The 23,309-nt window shown below is 59.9% G+C and carries 15 protein-coding genes; 1 reads left to right on the forward strand and 14 read right to left on the reverse strand.

From position 1 onward, the window contains the following. Positions 1-46: 46 nt before the first annotated feature. The 13 genes from Thiofri_RS15835 to Thiofri_RS15895 all read right to left on the reverse strand — a co-directional run bounded on the left by Thiofri_RS15835 (position 47) and on the right by Thiofri_RS15895 (position 19,615). Entirely contained in the window at positions 47-5,404 is a 5,358-nt protein-coding gene (locus Thiofri_RS15835) for an FtsK/SpoIIIE domain-containing protein (protein WP_009146615.1), read from the reverse strand. Between the two features lie 28 nt (positions 5,405-5,432). After that, positions 5,433-6,968: a hypothetical protein gene (locus Thiofri_RS15840; protein ID WP_009146616.1), complete on the reverse strand. Its 1,536-nt coding sequence runs from the start codon at positions 6,966-6,968 to the stop codon at positions 5,433-5,435. Between the two features lie 21 nt (positions 6,969-6,989). Beyond that, complete coding sequence (locus Thiofri_RS15845) at positions 6,990-8,816, reverse strand: hypothetical protein (protein ID WP_009146617.1); 1,827 nt, start codon at positions 8,814-8,816, stop codon at positions 6,990-6,992. Between the two features lie 12 nt (positions 8,817-8,828). Beyond that, positions 8,829-9,635, reverse strand: coding sequence for a phosphoadenosine phosphosulfate reductase domain-containing protein (locus tag Thiofri_RS15850; RefSeq protein WP_009146618.1), 807 nt, complete (start codon positions 9,633-9,635; stop codon positions 8,829-8,831). Further along, the gene (locus tag Thiofri_RS15855; RefSeq protein ID WP_009146619.1) at positions 9,604-12,903 is read right to left on the reverse strand and encodes a hypothetical protein; all 3,300 of its coding nucleotides are present in this window, start codon (positions 12,901-12,903) and stop codon (positions 9,604-9,606) included. Before Thiofri_RS15855 ends, Thiofri_RS15850 begins: the two co-directional genes overlap by 32 nt. After that, a complete protein-coding gene (locus Thiofri_RS15860) occupies positions 12,900-13,790 on the reverse strand; it encodes a DUF4007 family protein (RefSeq protein ID WP_009146620.1) in 891 nt (296 codons plus the stop codon). Before Thiofri_RS15860 ends, Thiofri_RS15855 begins: the two co-directional genes overlap by 4 nt. 124 nt (positions 13,791-13,914) lie before the next feature. Further along, positions 13,915-15,075 carry a cysteine desulfurase family protein gene (locus tag Thiofri_RS15865; RefSeq protein WP_009146621.1) on the reverse strand — a complete coding sequence of 387 codons (1,161 nt, stop codon included), beginning with the start codon at positions 15,073-15,075 and terminating at the stop codon, positions 13,915-13,917. Positions 15,076-15,204: 129 nt separating this feature from the next. Further along, a complete protein-coding gene (locus Thiofri_RS15870; RefSeq protein WP_040854067.1) occupies positions 15,205-15,393 on the reverse strand; it encodes a hypothetical protein in 189 nt (62 codons plus the stop codon). Positions 15,394-15,689: 296 nt separating this feature from the next. Next, positions 15,690-16,376: a hypothetical protein gene (locus Thiofri_RS15875; RefSeq protein ID WP_223296631.1), complete on the reverse strand. Its 687-nt coding sequence runs from the start codon at positions 16,374-16,376 to the stop codon at positions 15,690-15,692. A 29-nt stretch (positions 16,377-16,405) separates the two neighbouring features. Beyond that, positions 16,406-17,302, reverse strand: coding sequence for a hypothetical protein (locus tag Thiofri_RS15880; RefSeq protein ID WP_009146624.1), 897 nt, complete (start codon positions 17,300-17,302; stop codon positions 16,406-16,408). A 143-nt stretch (positions 17,303-17,445) separates the two neighbouring features. Beyond that, positions 17,446-18,072, reverse strand: coding sequence for a lytic transglycosylase domain-containing protein (locus tag Thiofri_RS15885; protein ID WP_009146625.1), 627 nt, complete (start codon positions 18,070-18,072; stop codon positions 17,446-17,448). A gap of 341 nt (positions 18,073-18,413) precedes the next feature. Continuing rightward, positions 18,414-19,103 (reverse strand): Crp/Fnr family transcriptional regulator, encoded by a 690-nt coding sequence (locus Thiofri_RS15890; protein WP_009146626.1) that lies wholly within the window; start codon positions 19,101-19,103, stop codon positions 18,414-18,416. Continuing rightward, positions 19,100-19,615: a helix-turn-helix domain-containing protein gene (locus tag Thiofri_RS15895; RefSeq protein ID WP_009146627.1), complete on the reverse strand. Its 516-nt coding sequence runs from the start codon at positions 19,613-19,615 to the stop codon at positions 19,100-19,102. Before Thiofri_RS15895 ends, Thiofri_RS15890 begins: the two co-directional genes overlap by 4 nt. 210 nt (positions 19,616-19,825) lie before the next feature. Between Thiofri_RS15895 and Thiofri_RS15900 the strand changes: the two genes are divergently transcribed. After that, the gene (locus Thiofri_RS15900) at positions 19,826-20,536 is read left to right on the forward strand and encodes a DUF1845 domain-containing protein (RefSeq protein WP_009146628.1); all 711 of its coding nucleotides are present in this window, start codon (positions 19,826-19,828) and stop codon (positions 20,534-20,536) included. Between the two features lie 22 nt (positions 20,537-20,558). On the opposite strand, the gene traN is transcribed toward Thiofri_RS15900, so the two are convergent. Continuing rightward, complete coding sequence (gene traN / locus Thiofri_RS15905) at positions 20,559-23,303, reverse strand: conjugal transfer mating pair stabilization protein TraN (RefSeq protein ID WP_323705431.1); 2,745 nt, start codon at positions 23,301-23,303, stop codon at positions 20,559-20,561. Positions 23,304-23,309: the final 6 nt, after the last annotated feature.

Here is a 23,309-nt window from a genome sequence, read left to right on the forward strand (position 1 = left end):
TCACGAAGCAGTCAGCCTGCCCCAGAATTCAGTGGTCGCTGGTCGCCTAGCGAGGCAGCCAGAAGCGTCGAATCATCGTGGCCAACTCCTCTGATGCCTCCTCGCCGAGGAAAGGCACTTGGGCGAGTATGGGCTGTCCCTCCCCCGAGAGTTTTGCGGCCAGGTGCCCTTGTCCGAGTAGATCCTCCGCGCCTGCGTCATCCAGCACGATGCGAGAGTTCTTCTCGTCGGCCACTTTGAGCGCGAGCCGGTTACCGAGATTCGCCCGGAGCTGCATCGGCAATGCATCTTTGTCGGGGCGCTGGGCGATGAAGAACAGGTGAATCCCCGCCGCACGGGCCTTTGTCGCTAGTTGGCTGACCGCCTTCGTTACCGCATCGCGATATTCTGGGATCAGCATCCAGTCCGTCATCTCGTCGTGGAACAGGCAAATGAAGGGTAGGCGAGCATCGGCAGCGACCTTCTGGTTGTAATGGGAGAGCTTCTTCGCCTTCACGTCCCGGAACAAGACATACCGACGGTTCATCTCTATCACCAGCGCATCCAGCGCTTCGATAGCCTGCTCCTGCTCAGTAAGCAGCCCGTCGCGTACGTGCGGCATCTCCTCAAGCCACGTGTAATCGACGCCTGCCTTGGGGTCAATCATCACGATGTTGAGATTCTCCGGCGCATTGGTCGCGCACAGATCAAGCAGCAGGTTCTGCACGAGAACCCCCTTGCCGCTGCCCGATTCACCTGCGATCAGACAATGCGGCGCATGCTCGGGCTGGCCACCGAACGGCCCGCGAAGGTTGAGGAACAAGAGCTGCCCGTTGTCTTCTCGCTCCCCGAGCAGGAGATTCAGATTCTCCTGCGGCGCGGTCGCCGGCAGTGCTCGCCGCGCCCATAGTTGCTCCAAGGCCAGCACCACGCGGTCGGGGCGGCGCACGAGCACGATGACTTCGCCGAGGCCGGGGATGACGCGAATAACGTCGACGGCATGGGAAGTCTTCAGTTCGAGCTGCTTTCTCTTGATTTTCTCAACGGTGAGATTATCGGAACCTGCAAACCGTATCAGGCCCGCATTGGGGGTCAGCCGCGTTTCAACGATCTTGGGTTTGAGGCCGTAGTTGAGCAGCGCCTGTCGGAGCGTTGTCCCGGTGCGTTCCAACCATTCACGTGCAGCAGGATCGTCGGTCTCCGAGCTGCGTGCTCGGAGGAACTCCTGGATGTCTTTGGGCCACTGCGCGCCCGCTTGGTTGACATCCGCTTCGCCGTGCGTTTCTTGGTTGTCGGACGAGGTGACGCCGTCATCGGGCGTCGTGCCAGGAGGTTTGCTGCTGTGGCTGTCGGTTTGCGACGCTGGCGTCTGCGTCTCTGCGGTACCCGGCAGGTCGGAAGACTTGGCATCGGCTTCGCTGGCCCAAAGACCCTGGCACCTCGGCATCGTTGTCGATAGGCCCGCGAGCCCTTTCAGCAACTGTCCTGTCTGAATCCGGTTGAATGCAAAAAGCGCCTGTCCATCCGGCAACTGTTCGGTTTCATCTTCAAGATCCGTGAAGTCTTCATCCTTGTCGTAGACAAACTCGAAAATCCCCCCGCGCAGGCGCATCGGAATCGAGCCGTCGCGTACCGCGTTAGCCCAGTGCTCCGCAGGATGCTCGAAGAACATTTGCGTCGGATTGGTGTGCTCGAAGAACAATTCAGACAGGCGGCGGCACCAAATCGATTGCTCCGGATCGACTGTTTTCCGCAGTAGCCGGCGGTCGAGGCCCTCAAGGGTATTGAGCAACTGTCTCTTGGCTTTGGTGAGGCTCGCGCGCCATTCCTGCTTCGAAACGAACTTGCTTTCGGCGACCACGAGGTCAAAGAACAACGTCTCCCCGTCCCGATTGGGGACCAGCGTCAGGATATCGGCGACTTTCCCCTCGCGGTGGCCGAGCCAGCTCGCGTAGTCATCGAGAAAGAACCAGACCATCTCATCGGCGTCCCGGTCGAAGGCCCTGGCGATGCATCTGCGCGTCAGCGCGAGACCAAGCAATTCCAGTGCCCGCTGCTCGTTCTGCGCGGCACGCAACACCACCTGCCCCGAAAGTCTCGCCGCGTATTCAAGGCTCGTGTCGACAATCGCAGCAAGATCCTCTGTGCCGAGAGCGGGATCGATGTAGCCGATGCGCTCGCGCAACGTCGTCCCGATCGCGTCCGACGGTTTTCGGGTAGAGACGATCAGCTTGCGTTCCGTACCCGGACGCGTGAGGTAGCGAATGATGCGAATGCCGTGATTCTCAAACAGCCGCCGGTCGGCGATGCTGTCGTGAGTCACGACCCAATCGCCGATGGCGTGCGCCTTCTCGAGGATCGAGCGAACCCTGTCTTCGCCGTAGTTGATTTGGCACACAGGTAGGTAATGCGTGCTCCCGTCGATCTTTTGATCCGTGGAGAGGACCGCATGCAGCCCATCGACGTAGCGCTGGCAGGCATCCGGTTGCACGGGCGCCGTGAGATAGACAGCGGAGGTCTGATCCTGTGGGTTGAATGGACATTGCCGGCTCCAAGCGCTCGGCTTGTGCGTGCGCAGGTCGGGAACCTCGGCCGCCTCAAAACGGCGCCAAGTCAGCAGGGCGTGCCTGGAAAGGACCTCTTGGAGCAGCACGAGGTCGGCCTGCGAGTGGTGCATCCCGCCGACGTCGTTAACGTCGTTAAAGCCGACGCGAAGCCGCGACAAAAAGCTGCGGGTGGCCTCGCTCGCGAGCACTGCATCCAGCTCTCCGCCAATGGCTGCGTTTTGCTGCGTGTAAATACGCCGCAGCTTGGTCGGATCGTCGTGGGTCAAAATCAAATCGCAACGCAGATCGTCTTCCGTTTCGATCTTGCGACCGAGCTTGTCGGTCAACATGGCAGGCAGTTCGCGTGACTCCGCGTTGTAGAGCACGCAGGAGAAATTGGCTCGCTCGTGCGGCTGGATCTCAAGATAGTGCTCGGCGACGTAGAGGAACTGGTCCACCGATTCCTTGGGCGGGATGTCATACAGACCACCATTGCCGGGGTCATCGATCACAGGTGGCTCTAGCAAGGAGTAATCCGCCAACCGATCGGTTTCCGCTAGTAGCCGGATCTTGGACGCCCCTGCGGAGAGCGCGACATCGCCGTAATAGGTTGCCGCGAGCTGGACAGCCTCCACGTCGAAAAGCACCTCGAGTTGTTCGAGTGCCTCCCGATTCTCCTCGAAAACCGACCGCAGCAAGTCCCCAAGCTGCAACGCTTTGGCGCTGAGTTCAGCAAGGCGCAATGGTGCAAGTGGTGTAACAATGGCAATCGGTATACCGTGATTAGTCGCCACGCCAATGCGCAATATAGCTCGCCATAAGTCGTTATAAGCCCGAGGAAATGCGGCCCACTGCCGCAGTGCTTTGAGCAGCGCTCCGTAGCACTGCGCCTGCTCAAGCAGGGCCGGGTGCGTCAATCCAGCGCCACCCGGCTGAACCAGTGCCTCGATCGCGCGGGTGTATGCATCGCGAAACGCGAGGAATGCGGATCTGAGCACTTCGACAGCCGCCGTGCCGGGGTTGCCGAACATATGCTCGGCCTGCATCCGCTCGAGTCCCGTGAGGAACGCCGTCCCCATATCGAGCGCCGGATTATTGGGGTTGAACAGTTCGCCGGTACCGCCTTTGTAAGCGTCGAGGAGCGAGTTGCTGTCCGCGAGGTGAATCCGCCGATCTTGACCTCTGTCCGTCTTCGGGTTGCGTAAGAACTCGCCGGCAAGCAGCGCAGCGACGCTCCGCATTTCATTGGGTGCGATGGCATGCAAATCCGCCGCAAATCCACCGGCGAGGACGTTTCCAGGGAGTTTCCAAACAAACTGTGCCAGGGGGGCATCGCCGAGGCTGTCCTCGCTGGCGCTGGCGGCAAGCAGCTTGGCCGAGAACCGGAACTCCGTTGCTTCGGTGCTGCGCGAGGTATTGTCGTCATGGATGTCTGACTCCCAATCCTTCGACCAACAGAGCCCAAAATCCAAGTGCGCGAAGGGCTCAAGCGCCTCTGGCAATCCGCGGTAGCGGTACTTGAGCAATCGGCATAGCGCGGTGTTCTTGTCCTGCCAGAAGGACTTCTTCTCCGCGCCGTCGAGCTTGATGTGAAGACGAGGCGCGTCCGGCAGTACCTCAGCGCGGCTGAGTAGAGGGCTGAGCGACTGCACAATACCAGCCAGCAGATCGGTGTGTGTTCCAACCTGCTGGAATATGGCACGCTCCCATCGCTTGTGGAGATCACGCTGCGTCCGCAACACCTCCCTGTTGTTTAGGAAGAACTCGCGCTCCTCGTCTTGGACGTCCTGGCCGGGCGTTCCGGTGAACGACTTGAGGATCGTTTTGTCCTCGTCGGTAAGCGTCGCCGGATGCTCATCGTCGAAAAATTTGATGGTCTCATCCCCGAGCTTCTTGGACTCGGTGCGGCCTTGGGTGAACACGCGATGCGTCTGCGCCCAGGTGTGCTGAACGAAGGCTTCCTGCGTTGCTGTCCACCTGCCTGCTTCGATCTGGCGATCGTTGGTCATGGCGACGACGGCATCCCTGGCATCAGGGGACAGCACCCCTTCTTCGGCGAGTCTATCGGCACGTTTGACGATTCCGCTACGCTCGAGTGGAGCACCGCGGTCGTTTCGCAGATAGAGCTTATCGCGGGTATCTTTCTCAATCTTGCTGAAGGTCTTTAGCCATCCTGACGGGGACAAGCGGCGGCCAGGGCCAGCCAACGGACGTAATTTGCCGGCGTCTCGGGGGAGCCGCAGGACTGGCAAAGCGGCATCGAGCGCACCGTTGACCGGGTGGTTGTCGTACTCGCTTGCCAACCGCAGCAGAAATTGCGCGAACATGGGTAGGTTCAGAATCAGGTCGGTGCGCGTCAACCCTTCGAGCGCGTCATGAAAATACTTCCAGTCACCACTCTCCTGGTTCAGTGGCGCAGCAAATGGGCATGCCTCAAGCCAAGGCGTCACATCATCGAGCAGCGCTTGCATGTCGAGTTTGCGGATCGCCGCAATGGTTTCGCCGGCGGTGTCGATGTTGCTCCCATCGGCCGCAAACACGATTGCTTGCATCGTTGATGCGTCGCGCGCGAGGTTGCGCCAGTGCGCCGGTGGTTCGTCGCTCAGTAGTGCGGCGGGTAGCGGGTCATCGGGCGCATCGAAAAAAGGGTGGACCCGCACCAGAGACTTCGGGATGCCGTTCGCGATGGCGCGAACCACTGCCCGGGTGACCGGGCGGCCAAGCCCTTCGATCGAATACAGCACGGTTTCGTTTGGCTCTGCCCGGATGGCCGCAGCAACGTTGCGGTAGGCGACTTCGGCGACCAGCTTGAGGTCATCCGATGGCGCAGCGCTGGTCGTAATTCCCGGTGCTGGGGGCGTTTGGCTGGCGACATCCACGGTGGCTGTCCTCTTTCTAAATCCGGAGTTAAACGAAGGGGTTCTCGACGAAAGCGCAGTCGTCGGAAAGACGCCGCAGGAGGCCGAGTACGCGAAGCCGCTCCTCAAGGCGCTCCTGATTGGTCTTAAACTGTTCGCGCGGAGCGGGAAAATCGTCAAAAGCGTTTTCCGCGGCGACTGGCCCCACCACCAGGCGGTAGCGCTTATGCAGCCGGTCGAGGAACTCCGAATACTCCAAGGGCTCACGCACATTGGCGAGTACCAATGCCTCCAACAGGCTATCGCTCAGCGCATACCACCGTCCCGCCCCCTTGCGCGCGATCGCTAGGCCGCTCGCTTGGGCGTAAGCACCACCAACCAGTCCGAGGTGGGTGTTGTGATTCTTGAGCGCCTGGTCGACCACGGCATTGATCTGTTGGGCGGGCGACTGCTTGGGTCTCAGCATCTTTTCGCATAAGAAGCGATCTGCTAGAACCGCGGTCGCGGCGGGATTCGGATTGTCGGACACCACCGCTTGCTTCCACGCATCCGTCTGCTCGACTGCGCAGACGGCGTGCTTCACAGCATCGCGTGTCAGTTGGCGGTGCTGGTGAAAATGTTCGATGGACAGCTTGCGCAAGGCCGTATTGCCTGCGCTGATCATGTCGACCGGCACAGGGGGCGGGCCGGCCCTGCCCAGGGTCTCCGCCGCACGTTCGATGATGTACAGCATGATTCCGAGCCCGCTGAGCCCCACCAGTGGCTCAAGCAGATAGTCGTTCGGCAACCCCGGCAAGGAGAGCAGTGCCGTCCAATCTTCGGCGATCAGGTCATAGCGTGCATGCTTTGGCAGCGGCAGGTAGCCGACCGACGCGGCCACGTTGCGAGAGCCACCCATTGGCGGTGTCAGCCGCTCGACGAGATTGCACCAGGGGTTGTCGCCCCGCAGCAGGCGGGTGCGAATGAGTTCGTCGAGGCGCTCACGCTGTTGCGAGCGGTTGAGCATCAGATACAGCAGCTCGCCACCGCGGGAGAAGAAGCGCCTGTCTTGCGTGGCACTGCCCCCCTTGGGATTGTAGTCGGCCATCAGCATCGTCGCCCCTTGCGGCGCGAGATGGCGCGACGACGGGCGGCGGTTGTGTTGCTGTTCCACCTCCGCGCTGCGTAGCAACGAGATCGCATTGGCCAAAGAACCGAAATCGACGAACGCGCGCTTGAGGTAGTGGAAATCTGTGTCGGCATCGGCTGAGGCGCGCCCGACCCACACGTCGAAACGACTGGCGTCGGAGGTAAACGGTTCACGCAGACAGTCTTCGAGATGACGATCCTGAAACAGCAGATATCGCAGCGTTTCGCGCGTCTGCAGCGTATAGCTGATCTCCTCGTGGTCCGTCCCGAAAAAACCCGTAAAGACCCTGCCGTCTTCAGAGACCTGGAGGCGATTTGCGCAAAGTCCGAGAAACTCCAGCATCAACATCCAAGGCGTCTGATCGTTGTGGAATCGATGCCCCCAGATCTGTTCTTCCACCCATGTCTTGATGTTGACGATCTTCAGAGTGCCGGGCCGGTTTAGGGCGTTGACCATCGCGTTCGCTCCTTGAGGCCGTCAGGCGGCCGGACTGGAAAGGGTCATCGGTTCGTGCTGCAATTTTCCCGAATACTCGTCGAGCTTGACGAGGTCGAGCTTGTTGCGGATGGAAGGCGAAAGCTCCGCGCGCAATTGGCTGACGAGTTTCAACCGAAACTGCCTCACTTCCTCGTAGCATTGGCGAGAAAAACTCGACGGCAGACTGCCATCAGCAACGCGCAGCAGGTATTCGAAGAGCAGTGGCCGCAGTTCAAGCGCGGCGAGCGGCTCATCGGGCTTCATTCGACTCACCACCTTCAGCCGCGGTCGCCCGGCCAGCCCCCCGCTATCGAACAGCACGGCAAGGACATTAAACCCCCCGCTCTCAAGTGCGATCGGCGGGCATTCAAGGACGCGCCCGAGTCGGTCGTAGCCATTGGCTGCGGGGCTCGCAACCCATAGCGCGTCCAGATTTTCGCAGAGCGTGCCGGTGAATGTTCGATTGAGACCAAGAATGATTTTGGCCCTGATTTCGCTCTCGGATTGAGGTGCCTGAGCCATCCTCTCCATAAACCGCAGATAGTCGCCACCGTGTTGAAAGATCGTCAATCGCCAAGGATCGCAAGCATCAGTGCGGTTGGCTGGCGTGTCGAAAAACAGGCGTCTGCGCTGTCCTTCAATGGCGTAGCGGAAGTCATCGAAGTTCTTCAAGCTCCCACGGAGGTAGTCCTTGCGCAATGGCTCAAACAGCCGCGAGCCGTAACAGGGCTCTGCTTCGGGTAGAGACCCTTGGTTGTCCGGCTGCGCGCCATAAATCAGTAAATCATCGATCGCGTTGCTCGTCTCACGCCCGATACCGAAAGCGTTCAGCGTGCGGAAGACATGGTACTGCTGGCGGATCTTCTCGCGCAGATTGAGTCCGAACACGTTCTGATAAGGATTGGTGGCGTGGTAACCCCTTTCCGCATCGGCGGCCCGGTTACGGGCTTTTTGGCACGTGAGTAGATTGTCGCCCTGGGTCGGTGCACGATCACCAAGCAGGATGTTGGTGATCAGAATTAGCAACTGCCGGACCGGTAGATGGGCGTCGTTGGCGGCGGCGAGGCGAATCAAGTCCGAGAGACGTCCGCGCAACGTGTTGTCCCCGTCGGCTTGGAGCAGGCGAAGGTTCAAGCGCACAGGGCAGGCGTCAAACGCGGAGCAGTTCGTGCAATTGGCCCATTGCGGATGATTCACAACCCGGTCGAGAAGCTTGCGGAATAATGCATGGTTCGGCTGGCGGCTCAGATTGATCAAACGCAGAGCCAACCGCCCGTCGGTATCCAGCTCCTGCTCGTCCTTCAGCATACTGCGCAGCGTTTGCCCCACGCGCCGATAATCGGGGTGCCTGTCTGAGAAATTGCGCCAATACTTGAGCAACTGCCCATCGTTGGCCGCGATGAGGTAGACCCGGCCTGGGTCCCCGCCGAGGAATGCCTGAGCAATACCGTCTAGCTCAAATGCCTTTTCAGCATCTGACATATCGCTGAGGTCTTTGATGATGTGCAAATGTTTGCCGCTAACGGGAAGCGGCAAGACCAGCATTTTTCCCGAGGTGGCGTAGTCGGTGGCATTGCCGCCGAGTTCGCGATAGGCCTGCCGGCAGTGGAAGGTCTTACCGTCCCCAGCGGTACCGGTCAGGATGATCGAAAGCGGGTCGGCACGGCGAAAGTTCTCAACCACGTCGGCCAGTCTTGGCGGCGTCTCCTCAATGGGCGTCACCCCATAGCGCTCGCCGGCACTCAGCACGTGCTCATCGTACATGGTGTCGGCACTTGCGGACGGGCCATACGTGCGCAGGAAAGCTACGAGGGGGTTATTGCTCATCGCTAGGACCTCTCACAAGTGACAGACGGCGCAGCCGTCGAGTGCTTCACCATCGGGAATTGCGTACCGCGTCTTGAGCTTGGCAACCGATTCCAGGGGGCGTCCCTGGACCCAGTGGAAGGGACGGCCCCCGTTGCTCTGCTCGTAGCGCTTGGCCTTCTCGAAGAGGTCGGGATGCTGCTCCAGCAACCCCTGCCATTCTCCGATCTGCTGATAGAAGCAGAAGTAGCAGCCCGATCGACTGCGCCAGCTGTAATAAGGCGGAAGCCCAAGCCCTGATGACAGCAAGAGCTCTTTGATGTCCGCGAGGACCAAGCCCCGATCCTTGAACGGGTAGACCGGGGTGATGTTGGGCTTGTCAGAGAGGACCACCGGTTTGCCGCCCTGGTAGCCCACCCGATCTTCATCTGCGCGGATACCGATGTATGAATACACCGGGCTGCCCTGCAGGTAGCGCTCGTAAACCTTGATCTTGAGTTCGCGCGTGCACCAGCGATTGTCAGGACGCGGCATGAAGCCGCCGTAGAGTTCGTTGAGGATGAGATCGAAAGGATTGCGTTCGCCTTTTTCTTCGACGCCGTAGAGTTGCAAGGCATTCAGGCGCGTGACGGCGACACCGAAGATGGTTTCGAACCGTTTGATGTAGTCGTAGGTTTCGGGCAATTCCGCACCGGTATCGCAAAAAACGAACTCAAGCGGGATCTGCGGGTACTCCTCAAGCAAATAGATGCCGAGAGCGGTGGAATCCTTGCCTCCGGAGAAACTTAGAATATGCCGTGCGTCGTCTCTATGCTCGAGTGCTTCTTGCAGTGTTGCCACGTTCCGCCTCCGTCGTTTCGTGAAGCTTTTCGATGAAATCCCGGGCGCCGTCGGAACCCGCCAGTTCTACGAGCTGCGCGTAAAATCGCGAGACACGCTCTTCCACCAAGCCGATCACCTGCGGCCCGCCGCCACTGATTGCCGCGTCCTCAATGGCTCGCAGCAAGGGATGTACTCGCCGTGTGAATAATGCTACTGTCGCGTCGTCCCAGTCCGCGAGCGGTTTCTCCACGACGACAGTGGCTAAGGCATCAAGAAAGTCCGGGGTGGCGAATCCGCCATCGCCGGCTTGGCGAAAAATACGCAGGACAGCACGCAACTCTTGCGACTGACCATCAAGCGCATCAGGCGGAATTGTCCTCGTCCACCGACGAACCAACGTCGGCAACGCCTCCAATCCGTCCGGGTCGATGGCAATCCGCACCGACTGTTCCGCCCTTGACAAGTAACCCGCGGTGATATGAGTCAGTTCGTCGCGCCATTCGGCAACGCGATCAAGCAAGGTGCTGGAATCACTCTCGGGCGTTTCCGCAATCTGCGGAATTCGCTCAAACAGGACATCGGCGGGATTGTGGGTGTTGCGGAGCAGTTCGCGAAACGCGGCTGTCGGCGCACCAAGCTGTCGCGTCGCCCAAGCCGCCGCGGGCAGCGTTCGCTTCCATGCCTCCAAGGCGTCGAAACAGCGGCGTACCAGATCGTGGGCCCTGCTGTCAGCCTCTTGGCCGAAGACGTTGAGAAAGCCATGCAAATAGGTGAGTCGCTCGGGCGCGAGGTGGAAGACGTGAACGCTATGACGTTCCGGCTCCGCGAACAACAATTCAATGTCACTCGGCAGAATGTCTGGCAGGTAGGCGTCATCGCGCAGAATGCTGAGCGCGGCTGGAAATGCTTTGAGTCCGGCCGCAAACAGGACAGGCGCAACCCCTGCGCGAAGTCCGAACGGCGGCGACGCGAGCGTCTGAAACAGGTCAGTGATGGATTTGGGGCTGTCGCTAGGCTGCGTGAAGAAACCAGCCAGCATCTCCCACAGAGCGCGGAGCCCGCTGTCGGCCAGTTCTTGCGGTTCCGCCCATCCCCATCCACCAGGCTCACGCTGCCGATATAGCCCGGTATTGCACAGAACCGTGCGGTACATGGAAGCGTCTGGCGTGGTGCCGGAAAACCGCAAGTCCGGCTCACCCGAGCGTTCGAGAATGCCAAGCACAAGTTTCTTTCGGGCATTGACCATTGGGCGAGTGAGTCGGCGGCGCACCAGCGCCTCGCTGTTGACGCGCGCCGTCAGATTGAAACGATGTGCCATCAGCCGGGAAAGCGCTCGGCGCAATTCACCTGGGGTCTCTGCTCGCAGCGATAGGTGCCGGCTATACCACAGCGGACCATTGGGTCGTGGCTTTACGATACGGTCCATTAGGGACGCCAGATGGACGCGGGCATCATCAATCATCTGCCGCAACTCCGGCAGCACCAGTGGGTCGGCTTCGACGAGGTCTTCGTCGGTTTGCAGCCGTGACAAGCACGCCACCTCAAGTGCAGCGTCGAAGACCTTTAGCGGCTGCGACGGAAGGGCGAGCACGATGCCGGGGTCATCAGGCATGTGGGCGATGATGTCGGCTCCCGCATCGATCTCCGCCTGGCTGCGCGCCAACGCATAGACAACACGGCCGTCGTCACCGGGGTCCAGTGTCCAGGCGGGATGCTCCCGACCATGCTCCATGAGTTCCGCTGCTTCCACATACATGCCGACGAAGGCGCGACGAATATGGTTTCGGCTGTTGTATTCGACAGGCCTCCAAGCTGGCGCGGGCCACTCTTTGGCAAGGAAGTCATAAAGGTCGAATGATGAACCTGCCCGTAGCGTCTCATCCTCAAGCCGACCGCGCAGGTCGGCATCGGTCCCGTGCCAGACAGACACGTCATCGTTGTGGCGACGGTAGAGCAGCAGTTTGCGCTCGATGAGCTGCTCGATGGCTTTGTCTATCGCCGTTCGTCGTTCTGGAACTTGCCCGGCCGCAGCGGCGGCCAGTGTGCGCACGCCGACTCTGAAGCGACTACCTGACAACCCTAGCGTCATCAGGCAAGTTGCCTTAATGACGGTTTCCTCGTCCTCCGATTGGGCCTTGCTGATGGCGCTCTCTGCCTCGAGCCATTGGCGGTACGTTCCGCCAAGGGAGCTGTCGGCCTGCATCGCGGGCGAGAAAAAGGCATACAGGTCCGATAGCGTAATCAGCGATTGGGTCGAGGTCGTGTGGAGAAAATCAAACAGGGTGCGTTCATTCTGCGCGACCCGAGCAGCGAGGCGCGGAAGCAGGTAGATAACGGCGGGGTCGTAGGCGCGCGATTGAGCAAGCACCAAGCCAAGGTCCCGTGGCTCCGTGAAGGCGCCAAAAAGACCAAGTTCGAGCAGTTCTTCGGCGGCCTCGTTCGTTTCTACCGAGAAGGTCTCGCTGATTCCCCGTTGTGTCGCGATGACGTGACCGAGCAGCTCGTACATCTCGCGGCTGTCGTCCTGGTAGTTGATCTGGCAAAACCGTCCCTCTATCTTACGCCATTCGTTACGGGCGCTCTGATTGAGGTGCCCCGTGTAGTTAAAAAAGCTCTGATGCAGGATGAGCGTCAACGTCATGGGGATCGCCCGCTGCCGGGCAACGGTTTCCGCCAAGGTCTGAATATCGGCCAGGTCGTCGGCGCGGGCGTCGCGGATCAGACCTTCGAGATGCCGTCCGAACTCGTCCCAAATGATGGCGATCCGATCGAGCCCTTGCCGTTGGGCGTGCCTGGCAACGGTGTTGAGCACCGCAGAGACCGTGGCGGCCCCTTTGAGCGTTTTACTCCGTTGCTGTTGCCCAATTCGCCGGAAGGCGTCGATCGCCCCCTGCGCCAACGCGGCCACAAGGTCCGGGGCGTATCCCTCAAGGGCGATGACGAGACCACGCCCACCCGCTGGGCCGAGACGCTGCGCAATGAACTCCTTCGTCTTCGCGAGTGGTGGTGAGAACCGCTCCACGACCGCTTTGAGGGCTGGATGACTGTGCGGTAAGCCTTCGATTGCAATGCCGCTGAAGGTCGCGGTGAGGGATTTTCCGAAACCATACGAGGCGCTAGCGATGGACACACGCTCATTATCCAATCCGCAGATGGTGTTGATGATTTGGGCGTTCTTGGTGGTGGGGTAGAAATGCGAGACGTTCGCTGGCTGCGACAAGTCGAGTCGCAGGTTGATCGACCGCAAGAACGCGGTGGTCTCGAATTCGAACGATTCTCGCTTCATTGGGAAGACACCCGGCGATAGAGGCGCTCAAGCCATGCAGTGGGCCTGAACGGGTACAACTCGACGACGCGCTCCCCGCCCATGGCGCGCACGGTCAGCACAGAGGAGCCGAGCGTTGTCTCGGCATCCTGAAAGAGGGTGGCGAGGGCGTCGCCGGAGAGGCTTAGCACGCGCCCAGGCATCCGCGGCGCACTCAAGACGTCCTTCATGGCGATCCGGTTGCGGGCTTGCTCGCCGGTCGCGGGGTCGGCGAGAGAGGCAATGTAGCCAAAGATCTCCGGGGGTATGTCTTTGATCCCGCGCTGCACTGAGAACGTGCCGGTGTCACGGTGATGCACCATGAGGCCGAGATCACGGAATGGTGACTCATTGGCGTCCTCCGGATCTTCTGCTTCGGCGGGGATAGGCCGGGCATAAGACTGGAGCAAGCACTGCACATCGCGGGAGAGCGTATTTCGACTTGGCATGCGCGCGCCAACCATCTGCAGTTTGCGCACCAACTGCTCAAGACACAGGGTCCGGTCAAATCGGTCGACGGCAAACTCGTTGAAAAACCACCCCCACACGACCGCATGCGCGGTCTGGGTGGCGATATTGGCGTGTAGCGCCCACCAGGTACCGGTTTCGAGCAAGTACGGGTCGTTCTTCAGGATGCAGCGGCCGATATCCGAAACAACAAGGCGCGACGTTTGTCCCTCTCGCACGACATCGACCAGTCGTGTGACTTTGAGCCAGTGCCAGATGGACTTGGCCATGTTGCGACCCACGCCGAGATGGTCGGCGACAAACGGATCCGCCTGCCGATCCGGGTGATCCCGGAGCAAGGCCAATCCGTTGTAAAGCCATCCTTCGCGGACAGGAAAGGTCTCGTGACCCCCGAACCTCATTTCACGCTCCAGTTTCTATCCAATGCCTGCGGCGCTGCGAGGTAAGTACCTAGCCTGGGAAGAATTTCGCCGGTTATGGAAACCAGTTCCAAGGAACAAACTCCTTTCTCTAGCCTAAGACTGACTAGGTGGAAAGCCGCAGCAGGTCGCGGTAGACCTCAGAGAGGAGGTCGGCCACGGCTTGCACTTCTGCGTCGGTATTGAGGACCGAGAAGCTAAAGCGCACGCTCGCGAAGGCGTCCTCCTCGGAGAGCCCCATGGCCAGCAGCGCCGACGATGGGCGGGGCACGTGGCTTGTGCAGGCCGAGGTCTGGGAGCAGCAGACCCCCCTGCGGCTCATCTGCGCAACCAATGCCTGCCCCTCGATACCAGGAAAGCAGACGTTCGACGTGTTGCAAACCCTCGGCGACTCCAGCCCGTTGACGTTTGCAGTTGGAATGCGCTGTAGAATCAACCGCTCGAAACGATCCCTGAGTGTTCGGAGATGATCGACAGAGGCGTCCAGATCTGCGGAGCGAATCTCCAGCGCCTCGCGCAGCCCGATAATCGCCGCTAAGTTCTGGGTGCCTGGGCGAAGGCCCCGCTCTTGATCGCCGCCGTACCATAACGACTGACTGAGACGCTGAGCTGTGTCGATCACCACCCCAATGCCGGGCGGCGCGTGCAATTTGTGCCCGGTGAACGTGAGGTAATCGATTGGAAGGGTCGATAGATCAATAGGGAGCTTTCCTACAGCCTGCGCGGCATCGCAGTGAAGCGGCGTCCCTGCGTCGCGGCAGATCGCAGCAACGCGATCGATCAGCTGTACCACGCCCGTCTCGCTGTTCGCCCACTGCAACGAAACGAGTGCGGCGGGCCTGGCGAGCAATAACTCGAGTTCGTCCGTGCTGACTACGCCGTCACTGCCGACCGGTAGATAGTCAACTGTGACTCCCTGCGTAACCAAAGCATCGGCCACTCTGGTAACGGACGAGTGTTCAACGGGGGATGTGATCAGTCGTATCGGTTCGGGAGTTCGCGCCTGCGCTTGGCGAAGCACGCCGAGAACGACGAGGTTGTTTGCCTCGGTCCCCCCCGAAGTGAAGATCGCCGATCCGGCCGGCGCACCCAAGACGTCCTCTACGAAAGCGCGGGCCGCTCCGAGGGCCTCCTGTCGCATGTAACCACGACAATGCGCACTTGATGGATTTCCGAAATTCGTTCCGAGTGCATCGGACACCGCCGCAATGACCGCGTCGAGGCAGGGGGTCGTTGCGTTGTTGTCAAAGTAGACTTCGGACGACATCGTTGGCATCGCTACCCGTTTGAGGATCGGTGAATGTAACTCGGCAAGATAATGCAAAAAATACGGAGCCCGAGCGCGGCTCTGGCACGCGCATGCACGACGTTATCGCGCCTTGCCTTGACCGTTGCTTTATCTTGGCATGGGCGGGAGCTGTCGGCGCATCATGTGCGTATCGCCTGAGGTTGTGCATGCCAGATTCTGACGAAAAGCGACCGTCACAGTCTTCATCTTGCCAGCACCGCCGAGACGGGGAATCTTGACATCGAGTGCCATGTCCGTAAGTTCGTCGAGATACTCGCGATCGATCTGCTCCCCCATGCTCTGGAGCACCCGTTCCTCGGGCCTATCCGCACAAAATTCTTCGGTGAGCGCGCAGACAATCAGTCCTGGAGAGCCGGTTCGCCGCCGTGCCCGCCCAGGAGTTTATCCTCGTTATCCTCCAACGCCACGATGTCTTCCGGCCCTTTGGCCTTCTCACTATCCGTCAAAGTTGCTCTTCCTGCGTTGATACAAGACAAACACAGTTACCGTTCAAAAACGATGGAAATGTCCAGCCGACCGTTCCAACGCAGCCATACACAAAAAAGAGGATTGCGAATCACCTGCTTTCCTGGTTAGAGACACGCCCGCTTCTTCACCAGATTGGGCAGGTATCCAGTTCTTGCCGGCTGATCCGCCATACCCAGAAGCTGATACACCTGACCCCCGATGCCAGGCACAACATTTCCGGTTGTTGTTCGCTCTTCATCCACGGCAAAATAGACAAAGCGGAATCGCTCGGAAATGCTTGCCGGAAATTCCGCTTTTAGCGCTTGCTCCGCGTCGATATAGATCACCGGTGCGACGATATAGATGTCATCCGCCTTGACCGACTCCAGGAGCGAGAGAATATTCGTCCTGACCACGCAGCTGGTAGATATAATGGATTTGACGAAAATAATCGCCTTCGCGGACTCAAAGCCAGGCTGAATGAAATGATGAACGATTGGGGCAATATTGGATCCGTTAATCGAATAATGATTATTCCAAAATACAGCCGCCAATGTATCGTGGTCGGCTTCCAGGGATTCTATGACGCCGGTTGAAAGATAATCCGCGTCTTCCGCCGTGGAGACAACCAAGCATTGATGCCCTCGAGGAATCTGTCTCCGAAGGATGCCCCCAAGCTGATGACCAAGTTCCAGCATCGCGGCCTGATACTCTGACGGTGACTGCGTGCTAGCAATCAATTTGTCCAACGCTCTTCTCGCCAGTGCATCGGCAAAATCGCTATATTTTCTGCTTGCTTGTTGCATTGTCATTGCTCGCATCAAACATTAGCCAAAAAAATTCAATCGTTAAGTTCAGTGGTAGCCAGCAACATCAATCGCATGAACAACTGATCGATCGAAACAATCTCATCCAATTCCCGCATTTCGGGCGTGGGCGCACTCAGCGGAAAGCTCACTTCAAAGCCGTTGAATACGACAAGACAGCGTCCAGTGCCAAGACGAACACTGATACCTTTAAGTTCCTGGCATTTTTCTTCTAGCCATTGAGGAACGCAGGCTTCTCGCTTAAGCATACCTTGAAAGAGATCCGGTTTGGATTCTTTGCGCGCACGTAGAAACAGTTCCTGAACGGTCATAGGATCCTGATCGGATCGCCAAACTCCCAACAAAATCCGAAAAGCAGAATCAATGTCAGCAGGCTCCGTTGAATCGCATATTTTTTCTAAATTGCCACGTAACTCCTCATGCTCAAGAATCAGCTGTGTACTCGACGCTTTATAAGGGAAAAATTCTGATCGAAAACCATCCCTCGCATCGGCGGGAATTTTTTGACTGTTTGCGCTGGCAATTTCTTTACATGAAACTAACAAAACCTGTACGCTTTTCTCAAACTTAAAAAATTCTTCATCAATACGTCGCTGATATCTGAACATTCGCTCTATGTGTGGCGTCCATTGTGCGGCTTTGCCCGAAGAGTTCTTTGCCTGGTAGTTTGTCTTGGTATTTCTTGAATAATCTCTAATACAGAGATCATCGACAAAAGCAACTTCTTGGGCCGCAATTTGGTATTGCTCCAACTCTTGCTCTTGCGAGGCAAGAGAACACGACAAGGAGACTGCAAAGAAATCCTCGTATAGTCCGCCTTTCTGGTTGCTATCGCCACCGACTCTTATCCGCCCGAGAGAGCCGGCACATTTCACGCCAAAACGATTTTCAACAAACTCAACGAGGTCCATGGCACTCAAACTCAAAAACCCTTCTCGCAGTTACCGTCAACGGTAGCCCAAACTGTCCATGATACTTGACTATAGCAGATGTAAATGATTGTTGACAGCTTGCCGAGCTTCCACGCTATGGAGCCGAGGGAGAATTTGACAAGCTAGCCCATGGCGGCTATCACCCGGCTAACATACTCCCGCGTCTCGCGGTACGGCGGAATCTTGTTGCCGTGTTTCGCTACCGCGCCCTCTCCGGCGTTATAGGCGGCCAGCACCAGCGGGATGTCTCCCGCAAAACGGTCAAGCAGGAACCGCAGATACGCCACGCCACCGCCGATGTTCTGCTTCGGGTCCCAGATGTCCCGCACACCGAAGCGCCGGGCCGTGGCTGGCATCAACTGCATTAAACCGCAGGCACCGGCCGGAGACTTGGCGTTTGGCCGATAGGCGGACTCGGCTTGGATAACAGCATGGACCAGGTTGGGATCGACCCTTTGCCGTTTGGCCTCGGAGAGAATGATCGCGACATAGCGATCCCGCCGGGTCTTCATCGACCCTGAGATCGTTTTCAGCAATGCGACGGCGCTGATCCGACGAATCTGCGGAACTGGACGTTTGGCGGTTTCTTGCGGATTGCCCGGTGAAGGCTTGGCCACCTTGGTTTGTTGCTGCCAGATCCGACGCAGCTCCCATTGGTTGAGCGAGCGCTCGAATCCCAGCTCTTGCAGCGGGTGTTCCATCCCGAAAACGGGACTGATCAACAACACGGCCAAGGAAACAGCCGCCATGACTTGGCGACCGAGAGGTGCCCTACTCCCGGACAATGGCGCTGGTATTCGCCAGTTGTCCGGTTGGGATTGCGGCTCAAATACTGGGTTCAAGGCTGATGTCTGCTCGCAGTTTTGACAAGGCCCCGACCCTATCAGGGCCTTGCCAAGCAAGCAGCCGGCAATGACGCGCATTTTGAGCATCTTTCCCGACGGGTAAGGTGCGTCGATGACCGAGCAGAACTGATGGACACGCCGCTCAGCGGCCAACCGGACATCCGGCCCATGGGTGCCGAGACAAGTTGGCCGGCTGCCGACCCGGTTCTAATTGAACCAGTGCGGCAGCGCAGCCAGCCGATGCGTCAAGCCGCCTCCCCGCGTCCTTGATGCCCGAGTAGCAGGATTCTGCGGCCTTCGAGACGCACCCGACCATCGGCAACTAACCGCGACAACGCCCGGCTGACCGTCACCCGGGCGCAGCCGACACGCTGGGCGAGAATTTCGCGCCCTGCCTTGACCAGCGTGCCCTCCGGATGCGACATGGCCGACGACCAAGCGGCGGCCTCGTGCAGCGCGTCGAGCAGTCGTTCCTCGGTCGGCGCCGCGTGCGCACGATGATGACGCTCGGCAAGATAGAGCCAGCAGCGCGCATAGGAGTGGAGCATTTCATCGCGCAATGGCTGATTAAGATCGATCAACTCCTCGGCTAAGAGCGTTCGCAAGTGCTCGACCTCGATCGTCAATACCCGCGTCAGACGATTGGCCTGGTAATAGAGAGTTCGCGGCGGCTCGTCAAATAGCCAATTATTGCCGCCGAACCCATGTCCCGGATCGACCGCATGCATGCTCAAACCGTTTCGGTCCTCGCCAGCCCGCCAAGTGAGCTGCAACTGCCCCATGTGCACGAAGCCAATGCAGCGGTGGGTGATCGTGGGATCAAGCAAGTCGCCGGCCATCAACTCGGTCACCTGGCAATAGGGTTTGAGCCGGCGCTGCACTTGGCTCAGGCGCGCGGGCGTCGGATGCAAGGTGGTAATGCTTGCTTTGCTCATGCGGCTAGTCTCTCGGGTTGTTGTGTCATCAAAACGACCGATGTCCCCTGACGGCGAGCATCCGTGGTCAGTTGAATCAACCCTTCCCGCGCCAGCCCCTCAATGGCTGCGCGCAGGGTGCCGATGGTGAACCCGGTCAAGTCTTCAAGCTGCTGCAGGGTCGCCTCCCCCGAGACCCCATCGATCAGCGCCAGCAACAGCAGCTTCTCCTTGGGCGGGCGTCGCGACAACCACACCCACTGCCGCCAACTGTCCTGGCTGACGCCATCCAAGAGGGTGCGTAACCCCTGACTGCCGATCTCCAGGACCGCCGCCAGTTGGGCCAGCACCGCCGGCTCCAGGACGGTATCGCCGTTCTCGATCCGCGACATGGTCGATTGCGGCAAACCAACCCGCTCACCCAATTCCCGTTGGGTCAACCCCATGGCCTGGCGTGCACGCTGAATCAAGCGGGCAGGTGCGTTGGCCATCAGCACCGGCGCCGGGTTATGACAAGGAACAACTCGATTCATGGTTCTTACCCCTTTTTGCCAACAAATACACGGTATTGTAGTGAGGATTGAATCGTGGATCAATTCCGTGTTTTTCATGTTCCGCAGTGGGCTTGCGTATCCATTGACTTGACGCAACGAAATCACGCGGGAAAAGACGATCTTTCATTGCTGTCACCGTCCAGAATCCTGGCTAGCCTGTGCTTTTGGCACCAGCCCGGAGGTTTCTAGATGGCCCAGATCTCTCAGTCAAACAAACACGCGTTCTCCAAACCGGTTCTCGATCAAACCGTCACCATTCATAGCCAGAACGCGCAGTATGTTTTGCAACGCGGACGCTCCTTTGTCTTGGTGGTGCGGGCACTCTATGCCATCTCGGTGGTGCTGCGCATCATTGGCGACGATGACGACATGGACCAGATCGAGGCCCTGGTCTCCGAGCGCATCGGGGCGGTCGCGCAGCGCCTCACGGACGAGCAGGCGCGGCTGAAGCAACTGGCCGAGGGCGAAGGCGGCGTGCCGGTGCCCCGCTACACCAACCCCCGCGAGGTGAGGCTGCAACTCTCCTCCCCGGCGCTCGCGCAATATCTGCGGTTGATTGTGCGTCTGGATCAGGCGCTCATGCTGCTCGATGGGCTGTGGTTCGCGGGGCTAATCTCGAACAAGCAGCGCAAGGACGCGACCCATGACCTGCGCCGGCTGGTCTATGGACTGGGGCGCGAGCTGATCGATCTGGAACGCAGGGCGCGGGACTCGGCGGTGCGGCGCGGTCAGGCGGATGCCCTGCTGGCGGCCGATGCTGACGCGAGCGGCGCGAGCATTGTCACGGGGTCTTTGGTGGAAGTCGAGAAAGACGCGGAAGGGTCGGATTCCAGTGAGACTGACACGGAGGCCGAGGTTGCTTCATCCTCCGACAAGGACGACACCACCAAGGACGACTAACCCAGGCGCTTTCCTTCAGAACTCAAGGCAGATCCGCCTGGATCTGCTCGCGCAGGGTTCCGGCGGCATCATGGACGATGTCCCCGCCATCGAGTCCTTGCGCACGTGACACACTGCGCTCCGCCGCATCCGCCCGCGCGCCGGCGTTTAACTCCGAGCCGGTGCCGGTCAGGGTCTCGATATCTAGATTTGCCGCCGTTGGATACTGCCCGGACTCGGCGAGGATCGCCAGCCATTCGGACAGATCAATCCGCTCCCAGTCGAGACTCTCCAGCTCTTGCAGGCTCAGCCCCGAGCAATCCGGACTCTTGGCACTGCCCCAGCCATGGCCTGTCTGCGCCCGTGCTTGCTCGTTAATGATGCGCCCCAGTGGGCTGTTGAAGCAGCAGTAGCTTTTGCGCTTCTCGATGCACAGGCCCAGAAAATCCGTCTTGCAGTAGCTGCCGACATAGTGGCAGGAACGCAGTTCGCGCTTGGCTCCCAGCTCGAACTCATCCTGCTCGCATTTCCAGATGATCCGGATCAGGATCATGACAACCGTATAGATCATGTAGGCGGTCATGATCCAGCTGAGGGTGGTACCAAGCAGTCCGCCAAGCTGGAGTTGTCCCGCCTGCACGCTGCCGCCGACGACCGCCGGCCCACCACCGCTGGTGACGAAGAGCGCATTGGCTGCAGCATCGCCGAAGACGTTCGCCACCCACTGCACGGTCTGGCGCATGATGGCCTGCTTGGCAGCATCCAGTGACAGCCTGGCAGCCCCTTCGCTGGCCGAGGCGGCCGTCTTGCCCATCAGATTGTTGGCCGCCGTGGTGAAGGCATCGGTCACCGCATCCCAGCTATCCACCAGCGGATCGCGCAGCACCTCCCAACTGCCGCGCAGGGTCGAGCCGGATTCCGAGGCCATGATGGCGGCATCGACCTTGGTGACCATGAACATCAGCTGGATGTAATCCACCAGGGAAATGCCCTGGGGCGTCTCGCAGCAATCCACCACCCCGCCGACGGCCTGCTTGCACTGCGCCGCCTCGCCGGCGAAGACCTCGCACTGACCCGGCGCGGTGCAGTTGGAATCGAGCAGCACGAACTCCGCGGCCTGCAGCGCGGCGGCGGCCTCGGCGAAGTCGTCGGACTGCTCATAGGTCAGGTCCAGGCAATCATCGCCGAGACAGCGCACCGGGCCGGCGCAGGCCATCTCGGTCTGGCGAGTGATGGCCGGAATCTCGGTGTCGGTGCCGCAGTCGTAGCGCGACTCGGTGACATAGCACAGTCCATGAGGATCGCGGGCGCCTTCGACGCAGACGGATTCCTGGAACTGACAACGGGGATCACCGGCCAGCGTGGCGCAGTCATCGGCGATGTCGCCGGGGTTATAGGGACAGTGGGTCTCGCCCTGGGGATCGGTCCAGCAGGACATCGGGCCGCTATTGAAGCCGGAGCATTCCGATTCGATGGCCAGCTCGCGGCAGAAGGGGTTGAGCCAGGGGACGGGATTGGCGGCGAAGTCCGAGGGGCAAATGCGCACGCCGAGCGCGCTGTAGCAGCCGGCGGCATCCAGCGGCGGCGCGCCCGAGCAGGCGGCCGTGCCGTTGCAGAATCCCCCCGGTCGCATGGTCTCAGCGAGGTGGATGCAGGCGGGAGCGGCATCCCAGCCCTGGTCGGTCAGTGGCCGGGGTGTCAGATTGATCCGCACGCGGATCTGGACCGGGCCTTCAGCGACGAACCACTGACCGGCGTCGGTCTGGACGCGCGCGGCGTTGGCGACCTGGAAGTGACCGCCCCTGCGCAGAGCGTTGGTGAGGTTTCGGTCCGACAGGGCTTGTCGTGTGATAGCGTCGCCGAGCGTCTGGCTGCTGTCGGCATCATGATAGCCGGGGAAGGTCACTTCCCAGGACTGCTCCCTGGCGGTGAGGGTGCAATCCGCGCCGCAGATGGCGCCGAAATCCGCGTCCCCGGCGGTGACCGACACGCCAATCCGCTCGACGCGCTCGGGCTCCGTGATGGCGAAACCGAAGGTTCGTGGCGGCGGAAATAAGCAGGTCGGACAGGAGGGTTTCGGATCGGTGCCCGCGACATCGAAGACGACCTCCAGACAGCCATTGCCGCAGGAATGCAGCGCGGCCTCCCCGGAGACGGACACGCTTGTTTCCGCCGGCGGTAATGTATAGGCATGCCGGATTAGGCAAGAGCCCCCTTGCTCAACCACCTGACAGGTCTCGATCTCGGGGAGATGGACCGTGCGCGTGCCGGTGGCAAACCGCGATTCAACGGCGCAGTCGGTGAAGGTCTCGGTCATGCCGGCCATGTCGGAGAGCAATGTGTCGCTTTGCGACCAGAGTGCATCCTGACGCAGGTCGATGTCCGAGACGCCGAAACTTCCATGCAGGCTATCAAAGGCCGATCCATGGGCGGAATCGGTCTGCAGCAGGTCGGCCTGGACCGCTTGCCCTTGGGCGCCGAGCCCAGCCGCGTTGCCATAGAAGGCGCTGAAATCGGCCGCTGATCCGGCAGATGCGCCGGGGAACAGGCCTTCGATGGCGAGCGCATCATGACCTGGCAAAGCCAGCGCGCCCCCATGGAGTTCGGGCACCACGAAGCCGGCGCTTTGCGCGGACCCAAACGCCTGTCCCTCGCGCCCCAGATCAGCCAGATCATCACCCCAGACCAAGGCCCAGGGCGTCCAGGCCACGGCCAGACTGACAACGGACGCCAGCAGGCGATAGGCTGGCGAGCGCGGGTGGGCCTGTTGCGATGAATGAGATTTCAATCGATC

Origin of the sequence: Thiorhodovibrio frisius (assembly GCF_033954835.1) — a bacterium.
GTDB lineage: Bacteria > Pseudomonadota > Gammaproteobacteria > Chromatiales > Chromatiaceae > Thiorhodovibrio > Thiorhodovibrio frisius.